Origin of the sequence: Streptomyces sp. NPDC048295, from assembly GCF_040652135.1 — a bacterium.
In the GTDB taxonomy this organism is placed as follows: Bacteria; Actinomycetota; Actinomycetes; order Streptomycetales; family Streptomycetaceae; genus Streptomyces.
In genome coordinates this window covers 101,148-127,162 of the sequence record NZ_JBEZLL010000008.1, presented here as the reverse complement: position 1 = coordinate 127,162, position 26,015 = coordinate 101,148, and the positions used below count along the sequence as shown (strand labels likewise).

Annotated in this window: 20 protein-coding genes; 15 read left to right on the top strand and 5 right to left on the bottom strand. The window is 71.9% G+C overall.

What is annotated here, in order from left to right:
- Window positions 1–40 precede the first annotated feature (40 nt).
- The 6 genes from leuS to AB0D53_RS14380 all read left to right on the top strand — a co-directional run bounded on the left by leuS (window position 41) and on the right by AB0D53_RS14380 (window position 9,692).
- Complete coding sequence (leuS, locus tag AB0D53_RS14405; RefSeq protein ID WP_362445104.1) at window positions 41–2,914, top strand: leucine--tRNA ligase; 2,874 nt, start codon at window positions 41–43, stop codon at window positions 2,912–2,914.
- 163 nt (window positions 2,915–3,077) lie between these two features.
- Window positions 3,078–3,788, top strand: coding sequence for a hypothetical protein (locus AB0D53_RS14400; RefSeq protein WP_362445101.1), 711 nt, complete (start codon window positions 3,078–3,080; stop codon window positions 3,786–3,788).
- 108 nt (window positions 3,789–3,896) lie between these two features.
- On the top strand, window positions 3,897–4,742 hold the full coding sequence (locus tag AB0D53_RS14395; RefSeq protein ID WP_362445099.1) for a DegV family protein: 846 nt from the start codon (window positions 3,897–3,899) through the stop codon (window positions 4,740–4,742).
- 524 nt (window positions 4,743–5,266) lie between these two features.
- Window positions 5,267–5,995: a ComEA family DNA-binding protein gene (locus tag AB0D53_RS14390; RefSeq protein WP_362445096.1), complete on the top strand. Its 729-nt coding sequence runs from the start codon at window positions 5,267–5,269 to the stop codon at window positions 5,993–5,995.
- Entirely contained in the window at window positions 5,992–8,622 is a 2,631-nt protein-coding gene (locus AB0D53_RS14385) for a ComEC/Rec2 family competence protein (RefSeq protein WP_362445093.1), read from the top strand. Before AB0D53_RS14390 ends, AB0D53_RS14385 begins: the two co-directional genes overlap by 4 nt.
- Before the next feature lie 185 nt (window positions 8,623–8,807).
- Window positions 8,808–9,692, top strand: a complete 885-nt coding sequence (locus AB0D53_RS14380) for a YceI family protein (protein ID WP_362445090.1) — start codon at window positions 8,808–8,810, stop codon at window positions 9,690–9,692.
- A gap of 78 nt (window positions 9,693–9,770) precedes the next feature.
- On the opposite strand, the gene AB0D53_RS14375 is transcribed toward AB0D53_RS14380, so the two are convergent.
- Both AB0D53_RS14375 and AB0D53_RS14370 read right to left on the bottom strand, forming a co-directional pair.
- Window positions 9,771–10,016, bottom strand: coding sequence for a hypothetical protein (locus tag AB0D53_RS14375; protein ID WP_329821061.1), 246 nt, complete (start codon window positions 10,014–10,016; stop codon window positions 9,771–9,773).
- A gap of 62 nt (window positions 10,017–10,078) precedes the next feature.
- Window positions 10,079–10,360, bottom strand: a complete 282-nt coding sequence (locus tag AB0D53_RS14370; RefSeq protein ID WP_362445639.1) for an aldo/keto reductase — start codon at window positions 10,358–10,360, stop codon at window positions 10,079–10,081.
- Between the two features lie 11 nt (window positions 10,361–10,371).
- Between AB0D53_RS14370 and holA the strand changes: the two genes are divergently transcribed.
- Complete coding sequence (gene holA, locus AB0D53_RS14365) at window positions 10,372–11,358, top strand: DNA polymerase III subunit delta (RefSeq protein ID WP_362445085.1); 987 nt, start codon at window positions 10,372–10,374, stop codon at window positions 11,356–11,358.
- 459 nt (window positions 11,359–11,817) lie between these two features.
- Here the strand turns inward: holA and rpsT are convergent, their stop codons facing one another.
- Window positions 11,818–12,084, bottom strand: a complete 267-nt coding sequence (rpsT, locus tag AB0D53_RS14360; RefSeq protein ID WP_072483588.1) for a 30S ribosomal protein S20 — start codon at window positions 12,082–12,084, stop codon at window positions 11,818–11,820.
- Window positions 12,085–12,300: 216 nt separating this feature from the next.
- On the opposite strand from rpsT, the gene lepA reads away from it, so the two are divergent.
- From lepA to hemW, 4 genes are all read left to right on the top strand, one after another.
- Window positions 12,301–14,175 carry a translation elongation factor 4 gene (gene lepA, locus AB0D53_RS14355; protein ID WP_362445081.1) on the top strand — a complete coding sequence of 625 codons (1,875 nt, stop codon included), beginning with the start codon at window positions 12,301–12,303 and terminating at the stop codon, window positions 14,173–14,175.
- A 366-nt stretch (window positions 14,176–14,541) separates the two neighbouring features.
- A complete protein-coding gene (locus AB0D53_RS14350) occupies window positions 14,542–16,431 on the top strand; it encodes an AMP-dependent synthetase/ligase (protein WP_362445078.1) in 1,890 nt (629 codons plus the stop codon).
- A gap of 190 nt (window positions 16,432–16,621) precedes the next feature.
- The gene (locus tag AB0D53_RS14345; protein ID WP_362445636.1) at window positions 16,622–18,547 is read left to right on the top strand and encodes an ATP-binding SpoIIE family protein phosphatase; all 1,926 of its coding nucleotides are present in this window, start codon (window positions 16,622–16,624) and stop codon (window positions 18,545–18,547) included.
- A 72-nt stretch (window positions 18,548–18,619) separates the two neighbouring features.
- Complete coding sequence (gene hemW / locus AB0D53_RS14340; protein ID WP_362445075.1) at window positions 18,620–19,861, top strand: radical SAM family heme chaperone HemW; 1,242 nt, start codon at window positions 18,620–18,622, stop codon at window positions 19,859–19,861.
- A gap of 178 nt (window positions 19,862–20,039) precedes the next feature.
- Here hemW and AB0D53_RS14335 read toward each other — a convergent pair whose 3' ends face one another.
- Window positions 20,040–20,858: a DUF3097 domain-containing protein gene (locus AB0D53_RS14335; RefSeq protein ID WP_362445072.1), complete on the bottom strand. Its 819-nt coding sequence runs from the start codon at window positions 20,856–20,858 to the stop codon at window positions 20,040–20,042.
- Between the two features lie 25 nt (window positions 20,859–20,883).
- Complete coding sequence (locus tag AB0D53_RS14330) at window positions 20,884–21,606, bottom strand: MBL fold metallo-hydrolase (protein WP_362445069.1); 723 nt, start codon at window positions 21,604–21,606, stop codon at window positions 20,884–20,886.
- A 198-nt stretch (window positions 21,607–21,804) separates the two neighbouring features.
- On the opposite strand from AB0D53_RS14330, the gene hrcA reads away from it, so the two are divergent.
- The 4 genes from hrcA (at window position 21,805) to AB0D53_RS14310 (ending at window position 25,898) form a co-directional block, all read left to right on the top strand.
- Window positions 21,805–22,821, top strand: coding sequence for a heat-inducible transcriptional repressor HrcA (gene hrcA, locus AB0D53_RS14325; RefSeq protein ID WP_266419393.1), 1,017 nt, complete (start codon window positions 21,805–21,807; stop codon window positions 22,819–22,821).
- Entirely contained in the window at window positions 22,822–23,958 is a 1,137-nt protein-coding gene (gene dnaJ, locus AB0D53_RS14320; protein WP_329821068.1) for a molecular chaperone DnaJ, read from the top strand.
- Window positions 23,959–24,081: 123 nt separating this feature from the next.
- Entirely contained in the window at window positions 24,082–25,155 is a 1,074-nt protein-coding gene (locus tag AB0D53_RS14315; RefSeq protein ID WP_362445064.1) for a nitronate monooxygenase, read from the top strand.
- Window positions 25,152–25,898, top strand: a complete 747-nt coding sequence (locus tag AB0D53_RS14310; RefSeq protein ID WP_362445061.1) for a 16S rRNA (uracil(1498)-N(3))-methyltransferase — start codon at window positions 25,152–25,154, stop codon at window positions 25,896–25,898. Before AB0D53_RS14315 ends, AB0D53_RS14310 begins: the two co-directional genes overlap by 4 nt.
- Window positions 25,899–26,015: the final 117 nt, after the last annotated feature.

Below are 26,015 nucleotides of genomic sequence, written 5' to 3'. Positions count from 1 at the left end.
TGGGCGCCGGCAGATGACGATCGATGGAGCTTTGAGGATCATGAGCGAGACGACTTCCGCAGCCGAGACGGCTGCGCCGCACCGCTACACGGCGGCGATGGCCGCCGACATCGAGGCACGCTGGCAGGACTTCTGGGACGCAGAGGGCACGTACGAGGCGCCGAACCCGAGCGGTGACCTGGCGGGCGACGCGGAGCTGGCCGCCAGACCGAAGAAGTTCATCATGGACATGTTCCCGTACCCCTCGGGTGCGGGCCTGCACGTCGGTCACCCGCTGGGCTACATCGCCACCGATGTCTTCGCCCGCCACCAGCGGATGACCGGGCACAACGTGCTGCACACCCTGGGCTTCGACGCCTTCGGCCTGCCCGCGGAGCAGTACGCGGTGCAGACCGGCACGCACCCGCGGGTCTCCACCGAGTCCAACATCGAGAACATGACCGCTCAGCTGCGCCGGCTGGGCCTGGGCCACGACAAGCGCCGCTCGTTCGCCACGATCGAGTCGGAGTACTACAAGTGGACCCAGTGGATCTTCCTGCAGATCTTCAACTCCTGGTACGACACCGAGGCCGACCGGGCCCGCCCGATCGCCGAGCTGGTCGCGCAGTTCGAGAGCGGCGCCCGCCCCACCCCGGACGGCCGTGACTGGAGCGCACTGAGCGCCGTCGAGCGCGCCGACGTCCTGGGCGAGTACCGCCTGGCGTACGCCTCCGACGCGCCCGTCAACTGGTCGCCCGGTCTGGGCACCGTGCTGGCCAATGAGGAGGTGACGGCCGACGGCCGCTCCGAGCGCGGCAACTTCCCCGTCTTCAAGGCCAAGCTGCGCCAGTGGAACATGCGCATCACCGCCTACGCCGACCGGCTGCTGAACGACCTGGACGGGCTGGACTGGCCCGAGGCGATCAAGCTGCAGCAGCGCAACTGGATCGGGCGCTCCGAAGGTGCCCGCGTCGACTTCCCGGTCGACGGTGCCGACAGCATCACCGTCTTCACCACCCGCCAGGACACCCTGTTCGGCGCCACCTACATGGTGCTGGCACCCGAGCACGAGCTGGTCGAGCGGATCACTCCGGCCGCCTGGCCCGAGGGCACCCACGCGGTGTGGACCGGTGGATACGCCTCCCCGGCCGAGGCCGTCGCCGCCTACCGCAAGCTGGCCGCCGCCAAGTCCGACGTGGAGCGGCAGGCCGAGGCCAAGGACAAGACCGGTGTCTTCACCGGTGCGTACGCGACCAACCCGGTCAGCGGCGAGAAGGTCCCCGTCTTCATCGCCGACTACGTCCTGATGGGCTACGGCACCGGCGCGATCATGGCCGTACCGGCGCACGACGCGCGCGACTTCGCCTTCGCGCGCGCCTTCGAGCTGCCGATGCGCTGTGTCGTCGAGCCGTCGGACGACCGCGGCACGGACCCCTCGGCCTGGGACGACGCCTTCGGCTCGTACGACGCGAAGCTGGTCAACTCCGCCAATGACGAGATCTCGCTGGACGGCCTGGGCGTCGTCGACGCCAAGGCGAGGATCACCGAGTGGCTGACGGCGCACGGCGTCGGCGAGGGCACCGTCAACTTCCGGCTGCGTGACTGGCTGTTCAGCCGCCAGCGCTACTGGGGCGAGCCCTTCCCGATCGTCTACGACGAGGACGGCATCGCCCACCCGCTGCCCGAGTCGATGCTGCCGCTGGAGCTGCCGGAGGTCGACGACTACTCGCCGCGCACCTTCGACCCCGACGACGCCGACACCCAGCCCGAGACCCCGCTGTCCCGGAACGCCGACTGGGTCGACGTCACCCTGGACCTGGGCGACGGCAACGGTCCGAAGAAGTACCGCCGTGAGACCAACACCATGCCCAACTGGGCGGGCTCCTGCTGGTACGAGCTGCGCTACCTGGACCCGAACAACGACCAGAAGCTGGTCGACCCGGCGATCGAGCAGTACTGGATGGGCCCGCGCGAGGGGCAGCCGACCGGCGGTGTCGACCTGTACGTCGGCGGCGCCGAGCACGCCGTCCTGCACCTGCTGTACGCCCGCTTCTGGTCCAAGGTGCTGCACGACCTGGGACACATCTCGTCCGCCGAGCCGTTCCACAAGCTGTACAACCAGGGCATGATCCAGGCGTTCGTCTACCGGGACGGCCGCGGTATCGCGGTCCCGGCGGCCGAGGTCGAGGAGCGCGACGGACAGTTCTACTACCAGGGCGAGAAGGTCAGCCGCGTCCTGGGCAAGATGGGCAAGTCCCTGAAGAACGCCGTCACGCCGGACGAGATCTGCGCCGAGTACGGGGCGGACACGCTGCGCCTGTACGAGATGGCGATGGGCCCGCTGGACGTGTCGCGGCCGTGGGACACCCGCGCCGTCGTCGGTCAGTTCCGGCTGCTGCAGCGGCTGTGGCGCAATGTCGTCGACGAGGAGACCGGTGCGGTCACCGTCGTCGACACGGAGCCGGGCGAGGAGACGCTGCGTGCGCTGCACAAGGCGATCGACGGCGTCGGCCAGGACATGGCCGGGATGCGCTTCAACACGGCGATCGCCAAGGTCACCGAGCTGAACAACCACCTGACCAAGGCGGGCGGCCCGCTGTCCCGGTCCGTCGCCGAGTCGCTGGTGCTGCTGGTGGCACCGCTGGCCCCGCACATCGCCGAGGAGCTGTGGCGCCGGCTGGGCCACACGGAGTCGGTCGTGCACCAGGACTTCCCGGTCGCCGATCCGGCGTATGTCGTGGACGAGACCGTGACCTGCGTCGTGCAGGTCAAGGGCAAGGTCAAGGCGCGCCTGGAGATCTCCCCGTCGATCTCGGACGAGGAGCTGGAGGCGCTGGCACTGGCCGATCCGGCCGTGGTGGCGGCGCTGGACGGCGCCGGCATCCGCAAGGTGATCGTGCGGGCGCCGAAGCTGGTCAACATCGTCCCGGCGTGATGACACGGCGTCCCGCGTGAGGCGCTGACCGCGCCGCACGCGAGGGTGTGGGGGCATTCCCCTACGGGCAGGTTGGGGGTTCCCGAGGAACCCTCGGCCTGCCCTTTCCGTTTACGGTGGAGGGGCCGGTACCGGCAGCCGAAACGACACCCGAGGGGCGCTCATGGAAGCCGTGATCCTGATTCTGGGGTTGCTCTTTTTCGCCTTCGTGGCCCTGGGCGTGTACGTGGGCGTCAAAGCCGTCGGCGCGGCGAAGCGCGGTGTGGACCGTACGATCACACAGGCGCGGCGCACCGTCGAGGAGACCACGCTGCGGGCGAAGAGCTTTGGCCAGGCGGGCGTGGGCGGGGAGCTGGCGCAGCTGCGGCTGGCACTGCGCACATCCATGCGGGCCACGCAGGAGGCGCTGCGGGCGGGAGCCGTCGAGGACGCCTCGCTCTCGGAGTCGCTGGGCCTCTTCCAGCGGCTGAGCGTGCACGGGCGGGAGCTGGACGAGGAGCTGAGGAAGCTGGAGCGCGATCCCGACCGGGCGACCGTGGCCTCGCTGCTGCCGGGCCTGAAGCAGCGTACGGAACGGATCACGCATTCCGCCGACTCGCTGCGGTGGGCCGCGCTGGACCGGGCGCGGAGGTTCACCGACGACGATCTGGACGCGTTGAACGCACAGATCGATGTGGAGGCCGGAGCGCTTCGGCACTGGACGGTGGAGCCGGACGAGCCGCGGAGCCAGGGTCAGGAGCACGGGCAGGCGCGGGAGCGCGGGCAGGGGAGCGGGCCGGCCGACGGGGCGGCACAGTCGATCACGGCTCCGGACCCGCGACGGCAGACCGGATATCCGTGGCAGAAGGCGTCCCGGCCGGAAACGACGAACTGAGCTCTCCGGCGACCGACTGCGACAGGATGCGGTCCGAAGAGGTCGGGAGAGATCATTCGGCCGGGGTCGGACTGCCGGGACACGGACTCGCCAGGTAACCTCCCGCTCATGTCCCGCCATGTCGCGATCGTCACCGATTCCACGGCCTACCTGCCGTCCGAGACGATGGAGCGGCACGGCATCACCGCGGTGCCGCTGACCGTCGTCCTCGGTGATCAGGCTCTGGAGGACGGCACCGAGATCTCGGCCCGTTCCCTCGCGGTGGCGCTCCAGAAGCGTCGTCCCGTGACCACGTCCCGGCCGAGCCCGGAGGTGTTCGCCGCCGCGTACCGTGCGGCGGCCGAGGCCGGGGCCACCGGTATCGTCTCGCTGCACCTCTCGGCCGAGATCTCGGGTACGTACGACGCCGCTCTGCTCGCGGCGAAGGACGCGCCGGTCCCGGTACGGGTGGTGGACACCGGGATGGTCGCCATGGCCCTCGGGTTCTGTGCCCTGGCATCGGCGGAGACGGCTGAGGCGGGCGGAAGCCTGGACGAGGCGGTCGCCGCCGCGGAGAAGCGGGCCGCGGGCACCTCCGCGTACTTCTACGTCGACACGCTGGACTACCTGCGCCGGGGCGGCCGTATCGGGGCGGCGCAGGCGCTGCTGGGGTCGGCGCTCGCCGTGAAGCCGCTGCTCCAGCTCGACGGCGGCCGTATCGACCTGCTGGAGAAGGTACGGACGGCCTCCAAGGCGATTGCGCGCCTGGAGGAGATCGTCGTGGAACGGGCGGGCAGCGGCCGTGTGGACATCGCCGTGCACCATCTGGCAGCACCCGAGCGGGCCGAGCGGCTCGCCGAGCGGCTGTGCGAACGGGTGCCGGGTCTGGTCGATCTGCATGTGAGCGAGGTGGGCGCGGTGATCGGTGCGCACACCGGACCCGGTCTGCTCGGGGCAGTGGTCTCGCCGCGCTGACCCGGGGCGGGCGGTCCCGCCGGTCTCCTGCGCGTCACCCCCAGGGGTGAGCGAGTTGTCCACAACTGGTCGGTTGTCCACCGGAATCGAGGCTGCTCGGCAGGTTCGGGCAGATGTGCCTACCGTCGTGAGGCATGACTTCCCGATCACCTCGTGCAACCAGCGGCAGCGGTCCCGGCCGGGCCCCGGCCTCGGACGTCCGTGTCCGCAGCGGTCCCGGTCGGCGGCGGTCGTCGTCGCGCGGGCGGGCGGATGCCATGGCCGCGGCTTCGCGCCGGCGGGCGGACGCCCTCATGACAGGTGCGTACGGTGGACGGGTCGCGCGGCCCGTGCCGGGGGTGGCTCCCGCTCCCGCTCCCGCTCCCGCTCCCGCTCCTGCTCCCGCTTTTGCTTCCGCTCCTGCCCGGGCTCCGGTCTCGGCACCGCCGCCCCCCTCGACATCGGCTCCGGCCTCGGCCTCGGCTCAAGCCCCGAGCCGGAGCCGGAGCCGGAGCCCGAGCCCGATCACGAGTCCGGCTTCCGGTGTGTCGGGGCGCTGGTGGGAGCGGCTGGGGCCCGCACTGCGGGAACGGATTCCGGTCTGGTTGCAGCTCAGATGCGGTCTGGAGCCCAAGACTCTTGCGGCGCTGGCCGTTGTCCTGGTCGCTGCCGGAGGCCTTGCCGCGATGCATTTCTGGTCCGCGCGTCCGCACTCCGTGCGCGCGCCCGATCCGGTCGACGAGGCCGCGCACGCCCGGACATCGTCCCCGGTGCCGGACGCCGCCGAAGCGCCGGAGCCGTCACCGGGGCCACCGCCCGTGACCGGGCCGGGCGGACGCATCGTCGTCGACGTGAGCGGAAAGGTGCGAAGGCCCGGGGTCCGCCAACTGCCGTCCGGAGCAAGGGTCGCCGATGCGTTGCGCGCGGCGGGCGGAGTCCGGGACGGAGCCGACCTCACGGGACTCAACCGGGCACGGGTGCTCATGGACGGAGAGCAGATCGTGGTGGGCGCCCCGCCCGGCCCAGCAGCCGTCGGCGGGCCGGGCGGAGCCGTGCCGAGCGGTGGTGGGAGCTCCCCGTCCGGCCCGGTCAGCCTCAACACCGCGACCCCCGAACAACTGGACACGCTGCCCGGGGTCGGCCCGGTCCTCGCCCAGCACATCGTCGACTACCGCACACAGCACGGCGGTTTCCGGTCCGTCGACGAACTGCGTGAGGTCAACGGGATCGGTGACCGCCGGTTCGCCGACCTCCGGCCACTGGTGGGGCCATGAGCGGCCCGGACGTCCACGCGGCGTCGGGCCGTCGGCTCGGCGCCTCCGACCCGCGGCAGGAGGGGCCGCTCGATCTGCGCCTGGTTCCGCCGGCCATGGCGGCCTGGGCCGGAGCCGCGTCGGCGCTGAGCGTGCCGGGGCGGTGGACCATCACGGGCGTGATGCTCTGCGTGGGTGCGGCCATGGTGCTCCTCGCCATGTCGGGAGCCTCGGTAACCCGGGCTCTGCGCAGGGCGACCGGGGGCGGAGGGGAGGGTGAGAACGAAGGGGAGCCCGAGGACGCGGAGAAGGGCGGGCACGGGGCGGGCGACGAGGCCGCGGTACGCGGTCGGCGGCGGCCGCGGGTGACGGCGACCGCCACCGCCGCGGCGCTGCTCTGTGCGGCGGCCGGGGCCGCATCGGCCGGGTTGCACAGCGCGGACGTACGGGAGGGTCCGGTCCACGCGCTCGCCCAGCGGTTCGCGAGGGTCGAGGCGGAGGTGACGGTGACGTCCGACGTCCGGCAGACCCGGCCCCGGGTGCACGGCGACCACAGCACGCCCGCATCCCTCCTCGTGGACGCCGAGATCACACGGCTGACCGGCCCCGACGGGGCGGTCACCAGGCTGAGTACGCCCGTGCTGCTGATCGTCTCGCCCGGCGAAGGTTCGACGGGGCAGTGGCAGCAGTTGCTCCCCTCCACCCATCTGCGTGTCGGCGGCCGGCTGGCGCCACCGCTGCACGGCGGGGAGCGCAGCGCCGCCGCCCTGCGTACCGAGGGCAAGGGGCCGCCGCGCGTCATCGGACCCCCCTCTCTTCTCCAACGCACCGCAGGCGTGCTGCGCGGTGGTCTGCGACAGGCGACCGAGCGGCTCGAACCCGATGCGCGGGCCCTGCTGCCGGGCCTGGTGGTCGGCGACACCTCACGCGTCACTCCCGAACTGCACGAGGCGTTCAAGGCTGCCGACCTCACCCACCTGATGGCGGTCTCCGGTGCCAACCTGGCGATCCTGCTCGTCCTCCTCATCGGACCACCGGGTACGGCGCTGCGCGTCGAACGCCGTGGCCTGGCACCCCGGTTGGGGATCCCGCTGCGGCTGACGGCGCTGCTCGGAGGTGGGCTCACCCTTGCCTTCGTCATCGTCTGCCGGCCCGAGCCGAGCGTTCTTCGGGCAGCCGCCTGCGGACTGATCACCCTGCTCGCCATCGGTACGGGGCGGCGCAGATCGCTGATTCCCGCGCTGGCAGCCGCCGTTCTGCTGCTGGTGCTCCACGACCCGTGGATGGCGCGCAGTTACGGATTCGTCCTCTCCGTGCTCGCCACCGGCGCCCTGCTGACCATCGCCCCGAAGTGGAGCGACGCGTTGCAACGGCGCGGGGTTCCGTCCCGGCTCGCCGAGGCGCTGGCCGCGGCGGCCGCCGCGCAGGCGGTGTGCGCGCCGGTCGTCGTACTGCTCGCCTCCCGGGTCAGTCTGGTGGCGGTCCCGTGCAATCTGCTGGCCGAGTTCGCGGTGGCACCGGCCACGGTCCTCGGGTTCGCCGCGCTCGCCCTGGCGCCGGTGGCCATGCCGGTGGCGGAGCTGCTCGCCCGGATCGCGGGATGGCCGGCCGGGTGGATCGCCACGGTGGCCCGCACCGGGGCGGCCCTGCCCGGAGCGGAGATCGACTGGCCCGACGGTGGTAAGGGGGCGGTGCTGCTCACCGCGCTGACCGCTCTGGCGGTGCTTCTCGCCCGTCGGATCGTGCGCCGTCCCTGGGTCTGTGCGGCGGCTGCCCTGCTCCTGGTCCTCGCGGTGCTGCGGCCAGTGCCGCTCACCCGGGTGCTGACCGGATGGCCGCCGCCGGGCTGGGCGTTCGCGATGTGCGACGTGGGGCAGGGAGACGCCCTGGTGCTGGCCGCGGGCGAGGGCGCGGGGGTCGTCGTCGACGCCGGGCCCGATCCCTCTCCCGTCGACCGGTGCCTTCACGAACTCGGCATCACAGAGGTGCCGTTCCTGGTCCTCACGCACTTCCACGCAGACCATGTGCGGGGCCTGCCCGGTGTGCTGCGGGGCAGGGCGGTGGGGGCGATCGAGACGACGAGCCTGGACGAACCGCCGGACCAGGCCGCGTTCGTACGGAGAACGGCGGCCGGGGCGCAGGTGCCCCTGGTGCGGGCCGTGCCGGGGGAACGCCGACGGATCGGGGCGCTCGACTGGCGGGTCCTCTGGCCGACGAACGCCCCAGGGGCCGGTGGCACTGCGGCGGACCCGGGCGCCGGGCCCGTACCGCTGGATCCGAACGATGCCAGCGTCACCCTGTATGTCCGGTCCGGCGGGTTGACCCTGCTGCTCCTGGGAGACCTCGAACCACCGGCTCAGCAGGGGCTGTTGCGCAGGTATCCCGCACTGCCGCGGGTGGACGTGCTCAAGGTCGCCCATCACGGCTCCGCCCACCAGGACCCCGCCCTGCTGCGCAGCGCACACCCTCGGTTCGCCCTGGTGAGCGTGGGCAGGGACAACCCGTACGGTCACCCGGCCGCGCGGACCGTCGACGCGCTCAGAGCGGGCGGCGCCGTGGTGCTGCGTACGGACACCGGCGGCGCGATCGCCGTGACGGGTGGCGGGCCGGGTACCGGGCGGGGGCTGCGGGCGGTGGGCCGGTCATGATCACCCCGCCCGGGAACGATCAATTCGGACCTTCGGTAACACCTCGCCCCAAGCCACTGCGAGCTGCTCTGTTTGCCTCGAACGCCACATTGGTGATCGAATGCATGCTCGTCGGTGGGCCGCTGCTCCGACAGAGACGTCCAGCCGCCGGGCCCCAAGGTGAATCGTCCGGGGGAAGGTGGAAGATGTTCGGTCGTTGGCTGAATGGCAGGCGGGCGGCGGGGGTCGCGCAGGGCAGTGCCCTCGCCGGACTGGAGATGCCGCGCACCGCCGGATTGCTCAGTTGCCGCGTGCTCGATCCCGTCAACGAGGTCGTGCCGTCGGCCGAGTTCGCGGTCACGGACGGTGCGGGCCGCAAGGTGTTCGGCGGTGGGACGGACCCGTTCGGCAATGTGCTCGCCACCGTCCCGGCCGGTGAGTACCGGTTGTCCGTCACGGCCGAGGGCTTCACCCCGTTCCACGGCTCGGCCACGGTCGTCGAGGGCGGTCACGCGAGCCTCGGCGATGTGACCCTTCAGCTGTCCGCGCCCCCGCAGCTGCCCGCTCCGGGCGAGTGGGAGGTCGAGCCGACGCACTCGCAGATCGGTTTCACGGCCCGGCACATCGGACTCGCGCGTATTCACGGCCGGTTCAACACCTTCGCGGGTGCGGTGCGGATAGCCGACCGCATGGAGGACTCGGCCATGCACGTGGTCATCGACGCCGCGTCGATCGACACCAACGTCCAGATGCGGGACGACCACCTGCGGTCCAGCGACTTCCTCGACGTCGGGCGCTATCCGACGATGGAGTTCTACAGCGAACGCTTCGTCCACCGGGGCGGCACCCGCTGGGGCGTCACCGGTGCGCTCACCCTGCACGGTGTCAGCCGCACGGTCACGCTGGACACCCAGTACCTCGGCCTCGGCAACGGCCTGGAGGGCGAGACCCGCGCCGCCTGCCGGGCCACCACGGAACTGCACCGCGAGGACTTCACCCTGACCTGGCAGACCATGCTGGCCCGTGGCATCGCGGCCGTCGGCTCCAGCATCTCCATCGACATGGACATCCAGATCGTCCCCAAGAGCTGAACCCGCCGCCCGCCCCGGGCGGCACCCTCGGCCGGCGCGTCCTGCAGGGCTTCGAGCCACGCCCTCGGCCGGCGCGTCCTACGGAGCTTCGAGCCACCCCTCGTACTCCGCGGCGAAGGCGTCGAGTGCCGAGGAGTCCAGCCGCCCCGACGGGTCCTCCACGACCACCAGCCACTGGGCGTCCTCGGCATCGTCCTCACCGGCCAGCGCATCGCGTACGAGCTGGGGCTCCTCGGTCACCCCGAAGCGGTCGCCGAGCTCTCCGGCCACCTCCTCCGCGGCATCGCGGTCGGGCAGCACCAGCACATGTCTCACATCGCTCACCTGCCTATTCTCCCGTACCCCGTATGCCGCGCGGTCCGGTGGAGGCGGTCTCCAACGGCCGTTCACGAGCATGACGCTCTCGGGGTACCGGCTGCCGGCGACGGCGGCAGCGCCGCGTCCAGGCGCCGCAGTTCGTCCGGGCCGAGCGAGAGTTCCGCCGCCGCGAGGTTCTCCTCCAGCGTCGCCCTGCGCATCGTGCCGGGGATCGGCACGATGTCGTCGCCCCGGTGCGGCAGCCAGGCGGGCGACACCTGCGCCGGGGTCGCACCGCATCCGCGGGCGGCGTGGGGGAGGGGGACCGGGGGCCGCCGGCGCGGCCGGGGACTGTCAGTGGTGCATGGGATGCTGGACGGCGATGGCCACCAGAAGGAATTCCACCGACGACCCGCTCGCCCCCCTCACGCTCGCCGTGGGCCAGGAGGACCTGCTCCTCGACCGCGCCGTGCAACAGGTGGTGGCGGCGGCCCGTGCCGCCGACTCCGACACCGATGTCCGCGACCTCACCTCCGACCAGCTCCAGCCCGGCACCCTCGCGGAGCTGACGAGCCCCTCGCTCTTCGCCGAGCGCAAGGTGGTGATCGTGCGTGGTGCGCAGGACCTCTCCGCCGACTCGGTCAAGGACGTCAAGGCGTATCTCGGCGATCCGGTCGAGGAGATCACCCTCGTGCTGCTGCACGCGGGCGGCGCCAAGGGCAAGGGCCTGCTGGACGCGGCGCGCAAGGCGGGGGCGCGGGAGGTCGCCTGCCCGAAGACGACCAAGCCGGCCGAGCGGCTGTCGTTCGTACGCTCTGAGTTCCGGGCGCTGGGGCGTTCGGCGACCCCCGAGGCGTGCCAGGCGCTGGTCGACTCCATCGGCAGCGATCTCCGGGAGCTGGCGAGCGCGGTCTCGCAGCTCGTCGCGGATGTCGAGGGCACCATCGACGAGGCGGTCGTCGCCCGTTACTACACGGGCCGCGCCGAGGCGTCGAGCTTCACGGTCGCCGACCGTGCGGTGGAGGGGCGGGCGGCGGAGGCGCTGGAGGCGCTGCGCTGGTCGCTGTCGACAGGGGTGGCGCCGGTGCTGATCACCAGTGCGCTGGCGCAGGGCGTGCGGGCGATCGGCAAGCTGTCCTCGGCCCGTGGCGGACGGCCCGCCGACCTCGCCCGCGAGCTGGGCATGCCGCCGTGGAAGATCGACCGGGTCCGGCAGCAGATGCGCGGCTGGACGCCGGACGGGGTGGCGCTGGCGCTGCGGGCGGTCGCGGAGGCCGACGCGGGGGTAAAGGGCGGTGGAGACGACCCGGAATACGCCCTGGAGAAGGCCGTGGTCGCGATCGCGCGGGCGGCACGGTCGGGGCGTTAGGGCCTGCCCGGCGGATCAGGGCCGGGGCCGCGGCCCCTGCCCGGCTTCCGGGCCACGCAGGAGCGCGTACGCCGAAGGCCCCGCCCCCCTCCGGAGCGGGTACGTCGAAGACCCCGCCCCCGCAGGAGCGCGTACGCCGAAGGCCCCGCCTTGGGGAACGGGTACGCCGAAGACTCCGCCCCCTCGGGAACGGGTACGCCGAAGGTCCCGCCCCCGCAGGGGCGCATACGTCGAAGGCCCCGCCCCCTCCGGAGCGGGTACGCCGAAGGTCCCGCACCCGGAACCGGGTACGCCGAAGGCCCCGGTCCTCGCTCCGGGGAGAGCGGGGCCGGGGCCTCGGTTCACGCTTGGTGCGCCGCACCCGCGTGGCGAACGCAGGTTCGGTGTGCGGCGCGGGGTGCCGGTCAGGAACGGGAGAGAGGGCCCGTTGGGTCCGTCCCGGCGATCACATCAGAATGCTCAGCCCTGGAGGGAGGCAACCTTGGAGGCCAGCGCCGACTTCTTGTTGGCGGCGGCGTTCTTGTGGATGACACCCTTCGAGACGGCCTTGTCGAGCGCGCGGGAGGCGTCGCGAGCGGCCGAGGTGGCCTTCTCGACGTCACCGGCGGCGGCAGCCTCACGGGCCTTGCGGATAGCGGTCTTGAGCGAGGACTTGACGGCCTTGTTGCGCAGGCGCGCCTTCTCGTTCGTCTTGTTCCGCTTGATCTGGGACTTGATGTTCGCCACGAAAAGAGCCTTTTCAGGTTCGATGGATCTTCGGTGTGCGCCCCACGGCTCAAGAGAGTCGCCAGGCACAGCTGTCAACGGTACCAGTCCCGCTCCGACCGGCCCAAACCGGTCTCCGCCCCGCAACCATGGGACGATGGAGGCTACGTATCGATCCGACCGAACCGACATCGACCCGAGACACGGCGTTCGGCGTCTCAAGAATCAGGACCCTGCGTGCCCGCGACTCCTACCAACGTGCCCGAGCCGAGCCGTACCGACCCGGCGCTGATCCGCAACTTCTGCATCATCGCGCACATCGACCACGGCAAGTCGACCCTTGCCGACCGGATGCTCCAGCTGACCGGCGTCGTCGACCAGCGGCAGATGCGCGCCCAGTACCTCGACCGTATGGACATCGAGCGCGAGCGCGGCATCACCATCAAGTCCCAGGCGGTGCGTCTGCCCTGGACGCCCGACACGGGCGAGGGCCAGGGCCGCACCCATGTCCTCAACATGATCGACACCCCGGGCCACGTGGACTTCACCTACGAGGTCTCCCGCTCGCTCGCCGCCTGCGAGGGCACGGTCCTGCTCGTCGACGCCGCGCAGGGCATCGAGGCCCAGACACTGGCCAACCTCTACCTGGCGATGGAGAACGACCTCACCATCGTCCCGGTGCTCAACAAGATCGACCTGCCGGCCGCGCAGCCCGAGAAGTTCTCCGAGGAGCTGGCCAACCTCATCGGCTGCCAGCCGGAGGACGTGCTCAAGGTCTCCGCGAAGACCGGCATCGGCGTGGACGCACTGCTCGACCGGGTGGTCAGGGACGTCCCGGCCCCGGTCGGCCAGGCGGACGCCCCGGCCCGCGCGATGATCTTCGACTCGGTCTACGACTCGTACCGGGGCGTCGTCACGTACGTCCGTGTCGTCGACGGCCAGCTCAACAAGCGCGAGCGCATCCGGATGATGTCCACCGGCGCCACCCACGAGCTGCTGGAGATCGGGGTCTCCTCCCCGGAGATGACCCCGGCCGACGGCCTCGGCGTGGGCGAGGTCGGCTACATCATCACCGGTGTGAAGGACGTCCGGCAGTCCAAGGTCGGTGACACCATCACCTCCCTGAACAAGGGCGCGACCGAGGCGCTGGGCGGCTACAAGGACCCCAAGCCGATGGTGTTCTCGGGCCTCTACCCGCTGGACGGATCGGACTACCCGGACCTGCGCGAGGCGCTGGACAAGCTCCAGCTCAACGACGCCGCCCTGGTGTACGAGCCGGAGACCTCCGCGGCACTCGGCTTCGGCTTCCGCGTCGGCTTCCTCGGGCTGCTCCACCTCGATGTGATCCGGGAGCGGCTGGAGCGCGAGTTCGGCCTCGAACTCATCGCCACCGCCCCCAACGTGGTCTACCGCGTCGACATGGAGGACGGCACCGAGCACACCGTCACCAACCCGAGCGAATTCCCCGAGGGCAAGATCGACAAGGTGCACGAGCCCGTCGTGCGCGCCACGGTCCTGGCCCCCAGCGAGTTCATCGGCGCGATCATGGAGCTCTGCCAGCAGCGGCGCGGCACCCTGCTCGGCATGGACTACCTCTCCGAGGACCGGGTCGAGATCCGCTACACCCTGCCGCTCGCCGAGATCGTCTTCGACTTCTTCGACCAGCTGAAGTCCAAGACCCGGGGTTACGCCTCGCTCGACTACGAGCCCACCGGCGAGCAGACCGCCCAGCTCGTCAAGGTCGACATCCTGCTCCACGGCGACAAGGTCGACGCCTTCTCCGCGGTCACCCACAAGGACAAGGCGTACGCGTACGGCGTCCGGCTCGTCGCCAAGCTGCGCGAACTGATCCCGCGGCAGAACTTCGAGGTGCCGATCCAGGCCGCCATCGGCTCCCGGGTCATCGCCCGTGAGACGGTCCGCGCCATCCGCAAGGACGTCCTCGCCAAGTGCTACGGCGGTGACATCTCCCGTAAGCGGAAGCTGCTGGAGAAGCAGAAGGAAGGCAAGAAGCGGATGAAGATGGTCGGCAACGTGGAGGTGCCGCAGGAGGCCTTCATCGCCGTGCTGTCCACGGACGAGTCGGGCGGCGAGGGCAAGGGCAAGAAGTAGTCCGCCCGAGTCCGTTCCCGATCCGGACCCCGGCCGCGGCCGTGAGCCGTCGCGGTCCGGCTCTCTCAGCACCTGTCCGGTGGCAGTCCGAACGGGCCCCCGTGTCGCAGCACCTCGCGACACGGGGGCCCGTTTGTTATGAAGCGGCGGCCCGTTGCCTCTTACGCGGTGGACGCGGGCGCTCTACCCTGATCACGGCTTCGTAGTTACTCGCCAGTTAAACAAGCCCCGCGCGGAACGAGCCCGCAGGACGGTGGAACAAGCCCCGCAGGACGAGCGCCGCAGGATCAAGCACGCAGACACCCGCAGGATCAAGCAGCAACCAGCAGCCGGTCGTGAAGCACTGCCGCAGGCCCGGAGGACGTCGTGAGCGACACACAGACCTTGATCGAGAACCGACCGCCCTCCGTGGCGAACCTCTTCATCGACCGCGTGGCGGCCACCCCGGACGGGGAGGCCTACCGCTATCCCGTCCCCTCGGCCACCGGCGAGGGTCCCGATGAGTGGAAGTCGCTGAGCTGGGCGCAGGCCGCCGAGCGGGTCTACGCCGTCGCGGCAGGGCTCATCGGTCTGGGTGTGCGGCCGGAGGAACGGGTCGCGCTCGCCGCCAGTACGCGAGTGGAATGGATCCTCGTCGACCTCGGCGTGCTGTGCGCGGGTGCCGCCACCACCACGATCTACCCGTCGACCAACGCGGAGGAGTCGGCGTTCATCCTCTCCGACTCCGGGAGCCGGGTGCTGATCGCCGAGGACGCCGCCCAGCTGGCCAAGGCCCGCGAGCGCCGCGCCGAGCTGCCCGACCTCGCCCATGTCGTCGTCATCGACCCCGAGGGCGCCGGACCCGCCGAGGGCGACCCGGAGGGCTGGGTGCTCACCCTCGCCGATCTGGAGGCCCGCGGCGTCGAATGCCTGGCGCAGCACCCCGAGGCCATCAAGGAGCGGGTCGCCGCCATCACGGCCGACCAGCTGGCCACCCTGATCTACACCTCGGGCACCACCGGCCGCCCCAAGGGCGTGCGCCTGCCGCACGACAACTGGTCGTACATGGCCAAGGCCACCGTGGCGACCGGACTCATCGACTCCGACGACGTCCAGTACCTCTGGCTGCCGCTCGCGCACGTCTTCGGCAAGGTCCTCACCTCGGGCCAGATCGAGGTCGGCCACGTCACCGCCGTCGACGGCCGGGTCGACAAGATCATCGAGAATCTCCCGGTGGTCCAGCCGACGTACATGGCCGCCGTGCCCCGGATCTTCGAGAAGGTCTACAACGGCGTCGCCGCCAAGGCGCGGGCCGGCGGCGGGGCCAAGTACAAGATCTTCCAGTGGGCGGCCGGCGTCGCGCGCGAGTACGCGACGGTCTCGCAGGACAACTTCCGGCGCACCGGTACGGCCTCCGTCCCGTTCGCGCTCGGCGCCAAGCACAAGGTCGCCGACACCCTCGTCTTCGCCAAGATCCGCGAGGCCTTCGGCGGCCGGCTGCGCGCCTGTGTCTCCGGCTCCGCCGCGCTCGCCCCCGACATCGGCCTCTTCTTCTCCGGCGTCGGGATCCACGTCCTGGAGGGCTACGGCCTCACCGAGTCCAGCGCCGCCTCCTTCGTCAACCCGGGCGAGGCCTACCGCACCGGCACCGTCGGCAAGCCGCTCCCCGGCACCGAGGTACGGATCGCGGACGACGGCGAGATCCTGCTGCGCGGCCCCGGCGTGATGGAGGGCTACCACGGGCAGCCGGAGAAGACCGCCGAGGTGCTGGAACCGGACGGCTGGTTCCACACCGGCGACATCGGCGAGCTGTCCGTGGACGGCTACCTCCGGATCACCGACCGCAAGAAGGACCTGATCAAGACGTCCGGCGGCAAGTACATCGCCCCGGCGGAGGTCGAGGGACAGTTCAAGGCGGTCTGCCCGTTCGTCTCCAACATCCTGGTGCACGGCGCGGACCGTAACTTCTGCACGGCCCTGATCGCCCTCGACGAGCCCACCATCCTCGGCTGGGCCGCCGAGAACGGCCTGGGCGGGAAACCGTACGCCGAGGTCGTCGCCTCACCGCAGGCCGTCGCGCTCATCGAGGGCTATGTGAAGCGGCTCAACGAGGGGCTTCAGCGCTGGCAGACCATCAAGAAGTTCCGGCTGCTGCCCCGCGACCTCGACATCGAGCACGGCGAGCTGACGCCCAGCCTCAAGCTGAAGCGACCGGTCGTCGAGCGCGCGTACAAGGGCCTCATCGACGACATGTACGCGGGGACCCGCGAGGCATAGGGGCTGTCCGTCCCCACGGTGTTCCTCCCCGCTCTTTTTCTCCGCTCACTTCGGCAACTCGTTGCTTATGAGCATGGTCCATCTGTCACTCTGTCGGTGTCGTCAGCGCCGCCCAACGAGAACAGACAGACAGCAACGAGAACAGACAGAGCGAGAACAGGTCAGGAGCTGCACCGTGGGGCCCATTCCCTTGCAGCGGGACATCGTTCAGCGTCCCGGTGATCCCTCAGGCCGTGCGGACGCGCGGCCGGCCGCCCATACGTCCCTGCCCGGGAACCTCCTCGCACCCTCCGCCGCCCGCCGGTTCGTCCGGGCCGCGCTCGGCGAGTGGACCGGGCTGGGGCTGCCGGCGGCCGTGGGCTTCAGCGAGCGCGTGGCCGAGGACGCGGAAGTCGTCGTCAGCGAGCTGGTCACCAACGCGGTCGTGCACGCCGGGACCAACGTGGAGCTGCTCGCCCGGCTGGAGGAGGCCACCGAGGACGAGGTCGCGGCCCTGGTGCTGGAGGTCTCGGACCACCACCCGGCCCGCGCCGTGCGCAGCGACCGACCGGAGTCCGGGAGCGCGGCCGACGCGGCGGCGGGCACCGGCCTCGTCGGCCCCGACGAGCCCGCCGAGTACGGTCGCGGGCTCCAGCTCGTCGGCACCCTCGCCGAACGCTGGGGCATCACCTACCGCACCGGCCTCAAGACCGTCTGGGCCCGGCTCCCCGTGGACGACTGGAACCCCTTCCCGGAACCGGCGGCCGAGCCCGGGTTCCAGCAGGGTCTGCGCGCCGCCGAACTGCTCGCCCCCTCCGCCCGCCGCGCGCTCCGCGACGACGCGGACTGGGCCGGCCGCGGCGCGCTCTCCTTCCTCGCCGAGGCCTCGGACCTGCTCGCCGGCCAGCTCGACGAGGACATCGTCGCGGCGCTCTCCGGACAGTTACTGGTGCCCAGACTCGCCGACTGGTGCGCGATCTGGCTGGAACCCGAGAACGGCGGCCCCTCCGCCGTCCCCCGGCTCGCCAGCGTCTGGCACCGGGACGAGGCCGAGACCGCGCAGCTGCGCACCCTGCTGGAGCAGGACCCGATCCGGCTCCCCGAACGGGTCGGCACCGGCCCCGTCTCCATGCCGTGGCCCGGGGGCGAGGAGGAGGGCGCGAAGGCCGACGAGCCCGCCGTGTCGGCCCTCGCCTACCGGATCACCTCGGGCGGCCGGACCCTGGGCGCCGTACTTCTCGGCCGGGAGGGCCTGGCCCGCGTCCCCGACGAGGTGACCGCGCTCATCGAGGACTTCGTACGCCGGGTCGGCCTCGCCGTCGGCGCCGCCCGCGCGTACACCCGGCAGGCCACCATCAGCCGCATCCTCCAGCGCGCCCTGCTGCCCGGCAAGGTCGCCGACATACCGGGGGTCACCAGCTCGCTGGTGTACGAGCCCAGCGACGACGGCGTCGTCGGCGGTGACTTCTACGACATCTTCCCGTGCCCCGGCGACCGCTGGTGCTTCGTACTCGGAGACGTGCAGGGCAGCGGCCCCGAGGCCGCCGTCGTCACCGGCCTCGCCCGGCCCTGGCTGCGGCTGCTGGCCCGGGAGGGCTTCGGTGTGGGCGAGGTCCTGGACCGGCTCAACCGGCTGCTCCTCGACGACGCGATGGAGGCCGCCGAGGCCGCCGCGCTCATGGTGGCCGCGGCCGGCGGCCAGCAGACCGCGGACACCGGACAGTCCCGCTTCCTGTCCCTGCTGTACGGAGAGCTCGTACCGCTGCCCGGCGGCGGCGTGCGCTGCACCCTGGCCAGCGCCGGCCACCCGCTGCCGCTGCTGCTGCGGCCCGACGGCGAGGTGCGCCCGGCCGCCGAGCCGCAGATGCTGCTCGGGATCTTCGACGACGTCGCCTACGAGAGCCAGAGCTTCGATCTGGCGCCCGGCGACAGCCTGCTGTGCGTCACGGACGGGGTGACGGAGCGGCGCTGCGGACCGCTGATGTTCGACGACGGGGACGGACTGGCCCAGGCGCTGGCCGACTGCACCGGGCTGTCGGCGGACGGGATCGCGGACCGGATCAAGCGGGCGGTGCACGAATTCGCCGAGCGGCCGCCCGACGACGACCTGGCGCTGCTGGTGCTCCAGGCCGGGTGAGGACCCGCGCCGGGGCACGGGCGGCCCCCGCGGCCACGGACGTGGCCGGGCGTTCCCCGGCGGCGAGCGACAATGGGCGGTATGCCTTCCGTACTGCCCGATGGTGAACCCGTACCCGACGACGGGGCGCTGCCCCGCCACGCCCTGGAAGGCGCGGCCGGCCGGCCGCTCGGCTTCTATCTGCACGTGCCGTACTGCGCGACCCGCTGCGGCTACTGCGACTTCAACACCTACACCGCCACCGAGCTGCGCGGCTCCGGCGGCGCGCTGGCCTCCCGGGACAACTACGCCGAGCACCTGATCGGCGAGGTCCGCCGGGCCCGCAAGGTCCTCGGCGACGATCCGCGTCCGGTCCGCACGGTCTTCGTCGGCGGCGGCACGCCGACCCTGCTGGCGGCGGCGGACCTGGTCCGGATGCTGGGGGCGATCCGGGAGGAGTTCGGCCTCGCGGACGACGCCGAGATCACCACCGAGGCCAACCCGGAGTCGGTCGGCCCGGCGTACCTCGCCGAGCTGCGGGAGGGCGGCTTCAACCGGATCTCGTTCGGGATGCAGAGCGCCCGGCAGCACGTGCTGAAGATCCTGGACCGCACGCACACGCCGGGGCGGCCCGAGGCGTGTGTCGCCGAGGCCCGGGAGGCGGGCTTCGAGCACGTCAACCTCGACCTGATCTACGGCACGCCCGGGGAGTCCGACGACGACTGGCGGGCCTCGCTGGACGCGGCGATCGGTGCGGGGCCGGACCATGTCTCGGCGTACGCGCTGATCGTCGAGGAGGGGACGCAGCTGGCGCGGCGGATCCGTCGCGGCGAGGTCCCGATGACGGACGACGACGTCCACGCCGACCGCTATCTGATCGCCGACGAGGCGATGGCCGCGGCGGGCTTCTCCTGGTACGAGGTGTCGAACTGGGCCCGGACTCCCGAGGGCCGCTGCCTGCACAACGAGCTGTACTGGCGCGGGGCCGACTGGTGGGGCGCCGGGCCCGGGGCGCACAGCCATGTCGGCGGGGTGCGCTGGTGGAACGTGAAGCATCCGGGGGCGTACGCGCAGGCGCTGGCCGAGGGGCGGTCGCCGGGTGCCGGGCGCGAGATCCTCTCCGCGGAGGACCGACGGGTCGAGCGGATCCTGCTGGAGCTCCGGCTCGCCGACGGCTGCCCGCTGTCGCTGCTGGCCCCGGACGGTCTGGCCGCGTCCCGCCGCGCCCTGGCGGACGGGCTCCTGGAGTCCGGGCCGTACGAGCAGGGGCGGGCGGTGCTCACCTTGCGGGGGCGGTTGCTGGCGGACGCGGTGGTGCGGGACCTGGTGGACTGAGGGTGCGGGCCGCGGGCCGTGGCGCGGGGTGCGGTGGTGTGCGGCTGCGGGGTGCGCCTGAGGCGGGCGTGTTCCTCTGCCCCGCCCGTCCCGGTAACCGGGGCCCCGCCTCCGGACCCGCGCTCCTCAAGCGCCGGTGAGCCCCTCCGGAGGGGCCGGAGGGCCCCTGGCCGCGCTCCTATTCCGGCGCCGTCACGAAGTCGATCAGGTGTTCCACCGAACCCAGCAGCGACGGTTCCAGGTCGCGGTACGAGTGGACCGTGGACAGGATGCGCTGCCAGGCCGCGCCGGTGTTCTCCGGCCAGCCGAGCGCGCGGCACACGCCGGTCTTCCAGTCCTGGCCGCGCGGTACCGCCGGCCAGCCCGTGATGCCCACGGAGGACGGCTTCACCGCCTCCCACACATCGATGTAGGGGTGGCCGACCACCAGCACGTCCGCGTCCGACACCCGGTCGGCGATCCGGGACTCCTTGGAGCCGGGGACCAGGTGGTCGACCAGCACGCCCAGCCTGGCGTCCGGGCCGGGGGAGAACTCGCGCACGATGGCCGGGAGGTCGTCGATGCCCTCCAGGTACTCGACGACCACGCCCTCGATCCGCAGGTCGTCGCCCCAGACCCGCTCGACCAGCTCCGCGTCGTGCCGGCCCTCCACATAGATCCGGCCCGCCCGCGCCACCCGGGCACGCGCCCCGGGGACCGCGATCGAACCCGAGGCCGTGCGGGCGGGGCGCACCGGAGCGGCGGCCGAGGGGCGGACGAGGGTGACCACCCGCCCCTCCAGCAGGAAGCCGCGCGGCTCCATCGGGAAGACCCGGTGCTTGCCGAAGCGGTCCTCCAGGGTCACCGTCGGCCCCTGGGCCGTCTTCTCGCAGCGGATCACCGCGCCGCAGAATCCGGTGGAGACCTCCTCCACGACCAGATCGGTCTCGGCGGGGACCTCGGGAACGGGGGCGGACTTCTTCCACGGCGGGGTCAGGTCCGGCTGGTAGCTGCGCATCGGACGACGATAGGACGACAACGCGTCACGACACGCCGAAGCGTACGGCCAGTTGTTCGCGCTGGTCCCGTACGAACGCCGCGTCCACCACCGCCCCGTGCCCCGGTACGTACACCGCGTCCTCGCCGCCCAGCGCCAGCACCCGGTCCAGCGCGGCCGGCCAGCGGGCGGGGAACGCGTCCCGGCCCGCCTGCGGTTCGCCGGACTCCTCGACCAGGTCTCCGCAGAGCACGATCGCGGGAGATCCGGGGACCACCGCCACCAGGTCGTGGCCGCTGTGCGCGGGGCCCACGTCGGCCAGCACCACCTCGCGCCCGCCGCCCAGGTCGAGCGTCCACTCGCCGCACACCTGGTGGTGCGGCGCCACCAGTGCGTCCACGGCCTCCGCCGCGTCGTGCTCGGACACCCCGTGGCGCACCGCCGAGGTGTGCAGCTCCGCCGCCTCCCGCTCCAGCAGCTCGGCCAGGCCGACCGCCCCGTACACCTCGGCGCCGGAGAACGCGGCGGTGCCCAGGACATGGTCGAAATGGGGGTGGCTGAGTGCGATATGCGTCACCCTCCGGCCCAGCAGAGCCTGAGCCTGGGTCCGTACCTCGGCCCCCTCGCGGAGCGACGATCCGGTGTCGTAGAGCAGCACGCCGTCCGTCCCGGCCACCAGTGCGACCGTCGCGTCCCATCCGGGAAGGCGCCGCCGGCCCACTCCGTGACCGAGTCGCTCCCACCCGAACTCTTCCCAAGAGGCATCCATACCGGGACGCTATCGGCAAACGACCTGCACGGTCTCGCGGTAGCGTGGCCGGTCGCCCTTGCTAGGTCCCCACTCGGCCGCCGTACACTGGCCGGGGGATTGCTGGCACTCGCGTTGACAGAGTGCCAAGCGGATTCCTGGGCAGAGAAACAGGAACGTCCCGAGAACCACCGAGGAACACAGCTGGAGGTGTGCGCGATGCTCAGCGAACGCAGACTCGAAGTGCTCCGCGCCATCGTCCAGGACTATGTCGGCACGGAGGAGCCCGTCGGCTCCAAGGCGCTCACCGAGCGGCACAAGCTGGGAGTCTCCCCGGCGACCGTGCGCAACGACATGGCGGTGCTGGAGGACGAGGGCTTCATCGCCCAGCCCCACACCAGTGCCGGACGCATCCCGACGGACAAGGGCTACCGGCTCTTCGTCGACAGGCTCGCGGGGGTCAAGCCCCTCTCGTCGCCGGAGCGCCGTGCCATTCACAATTTCCTCGACGGCGCGGTCGACCTCGACGACGTCGTGGGCCGCACCGTACGGCTGCTCGCGCAGCTGACCCGGCAGGTCGCCATCGTGCAGTACCCCTCGCTGACCCGGTCGACGGTGCGGCACGTGGAGCTGCTGTCCCTGGCGGCCGCCCGGCTGATGCTCGTACTGATCACGGACACCGGCCGGGTCGAACAGCGCATGATCGACTGTCCCGCCCCGTTCGGCGAGACCTCTCTCGCCGATCTGCGGGCCCGGCTCAACAGCCGGGTCGTCGGACGCCGTTTCGCGGACGTCCCGCAGCTGGTGCAGGACCTGCCGGAATCCTTCGAGAGCGAGGACCGGGGAACCGTGTCCACCGTGCTCTCCACCCTGCTCGAAACCCTCGTCGAGGAGACGGAGGAGCGGCTGATGATCGGCGGCACCTCCAACCTCACCCGCTTCGGGCACGACTTCCCGGTGATGATCCGGCCGGTGCTGGAGGCACTGGAGGAGCAGGTCGTGCTGCTGAAGCTGCTCGGCGAGGCCAAGGACTCGGGCATGACCGTACGTATCGGGCACGAGAACGCCCACGAGGGGCTCAACTCCACGTCCGTCGTCGCGGTCGGCTACGGTTCGGGCGACGAGGCAGTCGCCAAACTCGGCGTGGTCGGACCGACCCGCATGGACTACCCCGGAACGATGGGAGCGGTACGCGCAGTGGCACGTTACGTCGGACAGATCCTGGCGGAGTCGTAAGTGGCCACGGACTACTACGCCGTACTCGGCGTGCGCCGCGACGCATCCCAGGACGAGATCAAGAAGGCATTCCGTCGGCTCGCCCGCGAGCTGCACCCGGATGTGAACCCCGATCCGAAGACCCAGGAGCGGTTCAAGGAGATCAACGCCGCCTACGAGGTGCTGTCGGACCCGCAGAAGAAGCAGGTCTACGACCTCGGCGGCGACCCGCTGTCCGCCTCCGGCGGCGGTGGCGCGGGCGGATTCGGACAGGGCGGCTTCGGCAACTTCTCCGACATCATGGACGCGTTCTTCGGTACGTCGTCGCAGCGCGGACCCCGTTCGCGCACCCGGCGCGGCCAGGACGCCATGATCCGGCTGGAGATCGATCTGGCCGAGGCCGCGTTCGGCACCACCAAGGACATCCAGGTCGACACGGCCGTCGTCTGCACCACGTGCAGCGGCGAGGGCGCCGCCCCCGGCACCTCCGCCCAGACCTGTGACATGTGCCGAGGCCGCGGCGAGGTCTCCCAGGTCACCCGGTCCTTCCTCGGCCAGGTCATGACCTCGCGGCCCTGCCCGCAGTGCCAGGGCTTCGGTACGGTCGTGCCGACCCCGTGCCCGGAGTGCGCCGGTGACGGCCGCATCCGGTCGCGGCGCACGCTCACCGTGAAGATCCCCGCCGGTGTCGACAACGGCACCCGCATCCAGCTCGCCGGCGAGGGCGAGGTCGGTCCCGGCGGTGGCCCGGCCGGCGATCTGTACGTGGAGATCCACGAGCTCTCGCACGCGGTGTTCCAGCGCCGGGGCGACGACCTGCACTGCACGGTCACCATCCCCATGACGGCGGGCGCGCTCGGCACCAAGGTGCCGCTGGAGACGCTCGACGGCCTGGAGGAGGTCGACATCCGGCCGGGCACCCAGTCCGGCCAGTCGGTCCCGCTGCACGGACGCGGCATCACGCATCTGCGCGGCGGCGGGCGCGGCGATCTCATCGTGCACGTCGAGGTGATGACCCCGACGAAGCTGGAGCCGGAGCAGGAGCGACTGCTGCGGGACCTGGCGAAGATGCGCGGCGAGGAGCGGCCCACCGGCCAGTTCCAGCCCGGCCAGCAGGGACTGTTCTCCCGGCTGAAGGACGCCTTCAACGGCCGCTGACCGGTCTGCCGCACCCGTTCCGGACGCCGGACGGGCCCGCTCGACGGGCCCGTCCGGCGTTTGAGTACAAAGCGGACCCGTCCCGCGCGCCCCGCGCCGTGCCGGACGTGACACGATGCGGTCATGTCATCCGCGTTGACCGATCTCTGCCGGTATCCGATCGTGCAGGCCCCGATGGCGGGCGGCTCGTCCGGTCCGCAGCTCGCCGCAGCCGTCTCCGAGGCGGGCGGGCTCGGTTTCCTCGCCGCCGGGTACAAGACGGCCGACGGCATGTACAACGAGATCAAACAGCTGCGCGGGCTGACCGGTCAGCCCTTCGGCGTCAATCTCTTCATGCCGCAGCCGGCACTCGCCGACCCGAGCGCCGTGGAGGTGTACCGGCACCAGCTCGCGGGCGAGGCCGCCTGGTACGAGACCCCGCTCGGCGACACGGACTCCGACGGTGACGACAACTACGACGCCAAACTCGCCATCCTCCTGGAGGACCCGGTCCCGGCCGTATCGTTCACCTTCGGCTGCCCGACCCGCGACACCCTCGACGCGTTCGCCGGCGTCGGCACGTACACCGTCGTGACGGTCACCACGCCCGAGGAGGCCCAGGCCGCCCAGTGGGCGGGCGCCGACGCGGTCTGCGTCCAGGGCATCGAGGCGGGCGGCCACCAGTCCACCCACCGCGACGACCCGCAGACCGACGGCACCGGGATCGGGCTGCTCTCGCTGGTGTCCCAGGTCCGCGAGACCGTACAGATTCCGATCGTCGCCGCGGGCGGGCTGATGCGCGGCTCCCAGATCGCCGCGGTGCTCGCCGCGGGCGCGGAGGCGGCGCAGCTCGGTACGGCGTTCCTCGTCTGCCCCGAGTCGGGGGCGAGCCCGCTGCACAAGCAGGCGCTGACCAACCCGCTGTTCGTGCGGACCGAGCTGACCCGGGCGTTCTCCGGCCGCCCGGCCCGGGGCCTGGTCAACCGGTTCATGCGCGAGCACGGACCGTACGCCCCCGCCGCCTATCCGCAGGTCCACTATCTGACCGCCGGGCTGCGCAAGGCCGCGGCGAAGGCCGGGGACGCGCAGGGCATGGCGCTGTGGGCGGGCCAGGGACACCGGATGGCACGCGAGCTGCCCGCGGGCCGGCTGGTCCGGCTGCTCGCCGAAGAACTGGACGCCGCACGGACGGCAGTGAGCACAGGGAGTACGCAGTGACCGCACCGGTCTTCGTCGTCGAACAGGTCCCCGGCGGGCCCGAGTTCGTCCTGGAGGGGCCCGAGGGCCGGCACGCCGTGTCGGTGAAGCGGCTGCGCGCCGGCGAGGAGGTCGTGCTCACCGACGGGCACGGCCACTGGACGGAGGGCGTCGTCCTGGCCGCCGAGGGCAAGGACCGGCTCGTCGTCACCGAGCTGAACGAGATCCGGGAGGAGCCCCGGCCCGCTCCCCGCATCACCGTCGTCCAGGCGCTGCCCAAGGGCGACCGGGGCGAGGTCGCCGTGGAGACGATGACGGAGACCGGCGTCGACGCGATCGTGCCCTGGCAGGCGGCACGCTGCATCACGCAGTGGAAGGGCGACCGCGGCCTCAAGTCCCTCGCCAAATGGCGCAGCACCGCCCGCGAGGCGGGGAAGCAGTCCCGCCGGGTGCGCTTCCCCGAGGTCGCCGACGCGATGACGACCAAGCAGGTCGCGGCGCTGCTGGCCGCGGCGGACTTCGCCGCCGTGCTGCACGAGGACCGGGGGCACGACAGCGAGCCGCTGGCCGCCGTCCGGCTCCCCGACCGGGGCGAGATCGTGCTCGTCGTGGGTCCCGAGGGCGGTGTGTCGCCCCAGGAGCTGACGGTCTTCGCCGCGGCGGGCGCCCGGACCTGCCGGCTCGGGGCGAGCGTCCTGCGTACCTCGACGGCGGGCACGGCGGCGACAGCACTGCTGCTGGGGCGCACCGGCCGCTGGTCGTGAGCCCTGTCCTGAGCGCCGAGCGCCGAGCGCTGAGTGCCGAGTGCCGAGTGCCGAGCGCTGAGTGCCGAGTGCCGAGTGCCGAGTCCTGGTCCCGGGCTCTGGTCCCGGGCTCTGGTC

Excerpts from the sequence above, each read along its gene's own strand:
- leuS (WP_362445104.1), top strand. The coding sequence starts at position 41 with ATGAGCGAGACGACTTCCGCAGCCGAGACGGCTGCGCCGCACCGCTAC.
- AB0D53_RS14400 (WP_362445101.1), top strand. The coding sequence starts at position 3,078 with ATGGAAGCCGTGATCCTGATTCTGGGGTTGCTCTTTTTCGCCTTCGTG.
- AB0D53_RS14395 (WP_362445099.1), top strand. The coding sequence starts at position 3,897 with ATGTCCCGCCATGTCGCGATCGTCACCGATTCCACGGCCTACCTGCCG.
- AB0D53_RS14385 (WP_362445093.1), top strand. The coding sequence starts at position 5,992 with ATGAGCGGCCCGGACGTCCACGCGGCGTCGGGCCGTCGGCTCGGCGCC.
- AB0D53_RS14380 (WP_362445090.1), top strand. The coding sequence starts at position 8,808 with ATGTTCGGTCGTTGGCTGAATGGCAGGCGGGCGGCGGGGGTCGCGCAG.
- holA (WP_362445085.1), top strand. The coding sequence starts at position 10,372 with ATGGCCACCAGAAGGAATTCCACCGACGACCCGCTCGCCCCCCTCACG.
- hemW (WP_362445075.1), top strand. The coding sequence starts at position 18,620 with ATGGGCGGTATGCCTTCCGTACTGCCCGATGGTGAACCCGTACCCGAC.
- AB0D53_RS14335 (WP_362445072.1), bottom strand. The coding sequence starts at position 20,858 with ATGCGCAGCTACCAGCCGGACCTGACCCCGCCGTGGAAGAAGTCCGCC.
- AB0D53_RS14330 (WP_362445069.1), bottom strand. The coding sequence starts at position 21,606 with ATGGATGCCTCTTGGGAAGAGTTCGGGTGGGAGCGACTCGGTCACGGA.
- hrcA (WP_266419393.1), top strand. The coding sequence starts at position 21,805 with ATGCTCAGCGAACGCAGACTCGAAGTGCTCCGCGCCATCGTCCAGGAC.
- AB0D53_RS14315 (WP_362445064.1), top strand. The coding sequence starts at position 24,082 with ATGTCATCCGCGTTGACCGATCTCTGCCGGTATCCGATCGTGCAGGCC.